Origin of the sequence: Streptomyces sp. NPDC058662 (assembly GCF_042716255.1) — a bacterium.
In the GTDB taxonomy this organism is placed as follows: domain Bacteria; phylum Actinomycetota; class Actinomycetes; order Streptomycetales; family Streptomycetaceae; genus Streptomyces.
In genome coordinates this window covers 1-4,431 of sequence record NZ_JBHXRU010000191.1, presented here as the reverse complement: position 1 = coordinate 4,431, position 4,431 = coordinate 1, and the positions used below count along the sequence as shown (strand labels likewise).

Annotated in this window: 5 protein-coding genes; 3 read left to right on the top strand and 2 right to left on the bottom strand. The window is 76.4% G+C overall.

What is annotated here, in order from left to right; genetic code table 11:
* Window positions 1–268: 268 nt before the first annotated feature.
* The gene (locus tag ACFWUQ_RS31180) at window positions 269–1,156 is read right to left on the bottom strand and encodes a carbohydrate kinase (RefSeq protein WP_384544729.1); all 888 of its coding nucleotides are present in this window, start codon (window positions 1,154–1,156) and stop codon (window positions 269–271) included.
* Window positions 1,157–1,286: 130 nt separating this feature from the next.
* On the opposite strand from ACFWUQ_RS31180, the gene ACFWUQ_RS31175 reads away from it, so the two are divergent.
* Window positions 1,287–1,718, top strand: coding sequence for a Rieske (2Fe-2S) protein (locus ACFWUQ_RS31175; protein ID WP_384544727.1), 432 nt, complete (start codon window positions 1,287–1,289; stop codon window positions 1,716–1,718).
* 99 nt (window positions 1,719–1,817) lie between these two features.
* On the opposite strand, the gene ACFWUQ_RS31170 is transcribed toward ACFWUQ_RS31175, so the two are convergent.
* Complete coding sequence (locus tag ACFWUQ_RS31170) at window positions 1,818–2,750, bottom strand: hypothetical protein (protein ID WP_384544725.1); 933 nt, start codon at window positions 2,748–2,750, stop codon at window positions 1,818–1,820.
* 228 nt (window positions 2,751–2,978) lie between these two features.
* Here ACFWUQ_RS31170 and ACFWUQ_RS31165 point away from each other — a divergent pair, with 228 nt between their 5' ends.
* Together ACFWUQ_RS31165 and ACFWUQ_RS31160 are read left to right on the top strand one after the other, a co-directional pair.
* Window positions 2,979–3,569 (top strand): papain-like cysteine protease family protein, encoded by a 591-nt coding sequence (locus tag ACFWUQ_RS31165; protein ID WP_384544724.1) that lies wholly within the window; start codon window positions 2,979–2,981, stop codon window positions 3,567–3,569.
* Between the two features lie 5 nt (window positions 3,570–3,574).
* On the top strand, window positions 3,575–4,431 hold an 857-nt coding region (locus tag ACFWUQ_RS31160), incomplete at its 3' end, for a hypothetical protein (RefSeq protein ID WP_384544731.1).

Here is a 4,431-nt window from a genome sequence, read left to right as displayed (position 1 = left end):
GGAGGGGCCCGGCCCACGGCCGGGCCCCTCAGACACGAACCCCGGGGCCGGGACGGGGGCCGGGGGCCCGGCGCGTTCCCCGGGCCCGGGGTCGCATCTCCGGTCCGCCCCGCCGGTCCGCCCCGCCGGGCCGCCCCGCCGGTCCGGCGCGCGGGTCCGGCGCGGGGCCGTCGGACGGGTCCGGCGGGGGGCCGGTGAGGTCCGGCCGCGAGTCCGGCGCGGGATCGGGTGACGAATCCGGCGCCGGCGGGCCGCTGCGGTCCACGACCTAGGCGTCCAGCTCCGACGCGTACGGCGGCTCGGCGCCCGCGCGGGTGCAGGTCAGCGCGGCCGCGTGCGCCGCGTACGACAGCACGTCCGGCCAGTCCACCGCGTGGCGCGGCCCGGTGTCGGCGGAGAGCCGGTGAAGCAGCGCCGCGTTGACGGTGTCGCCGGCGCCGATGGTGTCCGCTACGGCGACCCGGCGGGCGGGCACCGAGTGCTCCGCCCCGTCCCGGGTCCACACGGTCATCCCCGCCGCGCCCCGGGTCAGCACCACCGCCGAGGGGCCCGCCGCGAGCCAGTCGCCGACCCGGCCCCCGAGCCAGGCCGCGTCCTCCTCCGACAGCTTGAGCACCGTCGTGTGCGGCAGCAGCCGCTCGGCGAACCGGGTCCGGTACGCCGCCGGGTCGGTGATCAGCGCCGGCCGGATGTTGGGGTCCAGCAGGGTCAGCGCCCCGCGCCGCGACTCCCGCCGCAGCAGGGCCTCGTACGCGCTCGCGCCCGGTTCCAGGACGAGTGAGCAGGTGCCGAGCGCGAGGGCCCGTACCGTGTCGGGAAAGGCGGGCGGCAGGGTGAACAGCCGGTCCGCCGTTCCCTCGACGTAGAAGCCGTACGAGGCGGACCCGTCCGGGGCCAGCGACGGCACGGCGAGGGTGGTGGGCTCCGGGCCGCGCCGGACCAGCGACAGGTCGACCCCGGCCGCCCGCAGCCCGGCCAGCAGGCTCTCGCCGAAGCCGTCGGCCGAGACCCGCGAGCAGAAGGCGACCGGCGCGCCGAGCCGGCCCAGCGCGAGCGCGGTGTTGTACGGGCCCCCGCCCGGGCGGGGCAGCAGCGCGCCCGGCGGGTGCGCCGCGGGCACCAGGTCGATGAGGGCTTCTCCGCCGACGACGATCACGCGGGGGAAGCTACCGCATCGGCCGCCGGTATCGTCGGGTGGGCCGGAGCCCCGCCCGGCAGCCCGGCAGCCCCGCAGCCCGGGTCCCGCCCGGCACGGCCCCACCCCGCCCGTCACCCAGGAGAGTTCCATGTCCGCGTCGCAGTCCTCCACCCGCCGTACCGTGCTCAGGGGCGCCGCCGCGCTCGCGGGGGCGGCCGGCGCCGGGGCGACCCTCGCGGCCTGCTCGACCGCGACGAACAGCGGCGGGAACACCCCGGCGACCCCCACCGCCCCCGTGGAGCTGGGCGCCGCGTCGGAGGTCCCGGTGGGCGGCGCGAAGCTGTACCGGGAGCGGAAGCTGGTCGTCAGCTGCCCGGCGGAGGGCCAGTACAAGGCGTTCAGCGCGCAGTGCACGCACGCGGGCTGCGTCCTCGACAAGATCGTCGAGGGTGAGGGCAACTGCCCCTGCCACGGCAGCCGCTTCGACGTGGCCACCGGCCGGGCGCTGCGCGGCCCCGCCACCGACCCGCTGCCCGCCGTCCCGGTCCGGGCGGAGAACGGCAGGCTGATCGCGGGCTGACCGCAGGAATCCGGCGCCGGGCGCACCGTCCCGGCGGCAGGCTTCCCCGTATCCCCGTATCCCCGCTGCCCCGTATCCCCGCTGCTCCCGTGGCCCGACCTAGTCCCAGTCCCAGGCGATCCCGAGGATGCCGCGCGACACCGACTGCTCGACCAGGTGCACCGCGCGGTGGCGCCCGCTCGGGGTCAGGTCGGCGAGGGCGGTGCGCGGCGCCTGCGGTCCGGTGCGGGCGAAGCGCCGGCAGCGTACGGGCAGGGCCGCCTCGTCGAACCGGACCTGGAGCATGTACTGGCCGCCCGCGTAGCTGAAGCCGCGCACGTACTCCCCGCTGCGCGCGCCGGTGCCGTCCTCGATGCCGTACCCGAAGACGTACGTGTCCCCGCGCCGCAGCCGGGCGTCGAAGAGCAGCTCGGCGACGACGACCCCGGCCGCCGGGTGGTGTCGCACCCGGCCCGTCCGGCAGTTCTCCTGCGCGCGTACCCGCACCCGGGACGCGTCGCAGCCCGGATCGCCGTGGTGGACGGCGAGGTAGCGGTCGACCCCGTCGCGGTGGGCGCGGACGATCTGCTGCGAGTCCCGTGTCCGCAGTTCGCCGTCCGGTCCGATGCTGACCCGCTCGTGGTGGCCGACCGAGTGCAGTCCGCCGTCGGGGGAGAGGTCCAGGCCGTGGAGCAGCTGCTCCACCGCCGCGCCCACGCTCACCAGGGCCCGGTACGAGCGGGCGGCCGGGCGGCCGGGTCCGGGGCCCGCCTCCGGTGCGGTCAGCAGCCGGACGAGCGCGCCGTCCGGCAGCTCCAGTATCTGCTCCAGGGCGCGGACGGCCCGCAGCGATTCCGCGCGGCGCGGCCGCCGGGCGCCCTGCTGCCAGTAGCTGAGGCTGGTGACCCCGAGCTTGATGCCGCGCGCCGCGAGCCGGTGCTGCACCCGGTGCAGCGGGAGCCCGCGCGCGGCGAGGGCCGCGCGCAGCGCCAGGTGGAAGGGGCCGCCGCGCAGGAGCTGTCCGAGATCCGCCGTGTCCCCGGTGGGCCGCATGACGACTCCTCTGTGAACGTTCACTCGCGCCCGGTGGGGGATCGTCCGTATGTCTCCCGGGGAGCAGGTGAAACGACAGCAACCGTTCACACCGCAGCCTCACCATTCACACTGCAATGCCACGGCGTATTGAAGCGTGTTGACCTGATCGCGACAACACCCTGATGCTCCCCACAGCGTCCGGACGCGCTCCTCCACCCCCACTCTCCCCACCTCGGGAGGAACGCGATGCGCAACCGAATCCGGCGGCTTTCCCCGGCCGCCCTCCTCACCGCCCTGCTCCTGGCCGTCCCCACGGCCACCGCCACCGCCGCCCCCGGCACGGACACCGCCGTCCTCGCCTCCAAGCGGCTCGACATCACCATGCAGGCCCAGCAGAAGACCAACTGGTGCTGGGCCGCCGGCGGCAACACCATCGCCACCTGGTTCGGCCGCACCTACAGCCAGAACCAGTTCTGCAACGCCGCCTTCAACCGCCAGCAGGGCTACGACTGCCCCAACAACCAGGCCACCCTCGGCAACGTCCAGACCGGTCTGCGCTGGGCGGGCGTCAACCCCGGCTCGTACGTGAACGGCTGGCTCCAGTACTCCACCGTGCAGACCGAGATCAACGCCGACCGCCCGATCGAGACCCGCATCCAGTGGTCGAACGGCGGCGGGCACATGCACGTGGTGTACGGCTACGACACCGCCAACAACTGGGTGTACTGGGGAGACCCCTGGCCGTCGAGCGACCGCTACAACTGGGCCTCCCACGCCTGGTACGTCAACAACAACACCTTCTCCTGGACCCACTCGCTCTACCGGATCGGGGCGTGACCGCCATGACCCTGCGCCCCCTCGCCACCGCGACCGGAGCGGTCCTCGCCGCCGCCGTCCTCCTGGGTCCCGCCCCGCAGGCCGCCGCGGCGCCGGTGCCGCCGCCCCTGTCCGCCACCGCCGAGACCCGGGCCGAGGCGGGCCGGGCGGCCGCCGCCCCCGAGACCCTCGCCACGCTCTCCCGCTTCTTCGCCCGGGAGGGCAGGGTCTCGCCGACCGATGCGCGACCGCGCGTCGAGGGCGAGGCGGTACCCGTGCACCATCTCTCGCCGGAGTTCGTCGCGGGCCGGGCGGACGCGGCGGTGGCCCGCCTGGAGTTCCTCGCCAGCAGGGCGGTCTCCTCCGACGGGCAGCAGGCGGCGCTGTGGACCGCGAGGACCGAGGCCGGCTGGCAGGTCGTGAACATCGCGACCGGCGACGACGAGTTCCGCTACGCGCGGCTCGGCGCGGCCGCGCTGCCCGGCGGCACGGTCTTCCGGGAACCGCAGATCGACGCGTGGTACGTGGCCGGGGGCGACCGGGTGCTGCCGCTGGACGAGGACGCGGTGCGGGCCGTGGGCGGGGCGGGCACCACCCTGGCCGGGTACCGGGAGCGCGTCGTGAAGGCGTACGGGGACAAACTCCCCGGCTCCCCGTACGCACAGGCGGGCCGAGCCGGCGGCTTCACCACCACCCCGCCCGACGGCTCGGCGGCCGCCCCGGGCGCGGCCCCGGCCGACACCGCGGGCGGCAACCCGGCCGGTGCCCCGGCCGGTGCCCCGGCCGACAGTCCGGGCGGGACTCCCGCCGGTAGCTCGGCGGCCGGGACCGTGGACGTCGCCGCGCCGACGGACTCCGTAGCCGGGGCGATGGCGGCCGCCGG

Coding starts and splice junctions, on each gene's coding strand:
- ACFWUQ_RS31175 (WP_384544727.1), top strand. CDS start 1,287: ATGTCCGCGTCGCAGTCCTCCACCCGCCGTACCGTGCTCAGGGGCGCC.
- ACFWUQ_RS31170 (WP_384544725.1), bottom strand. CDS start 2,750: ATGCGGCCCACCGGGGACACGGCGGATCTCGGACAGCTCCTGCGCGGC.
- ACFWUQ_RS31165 (WP_384544724.1), top strand. CDS start 2,979: ATGCGCAACCGAATCCGGCGGCTTTCCCCGGCCGCCCTCCTCACCGCC.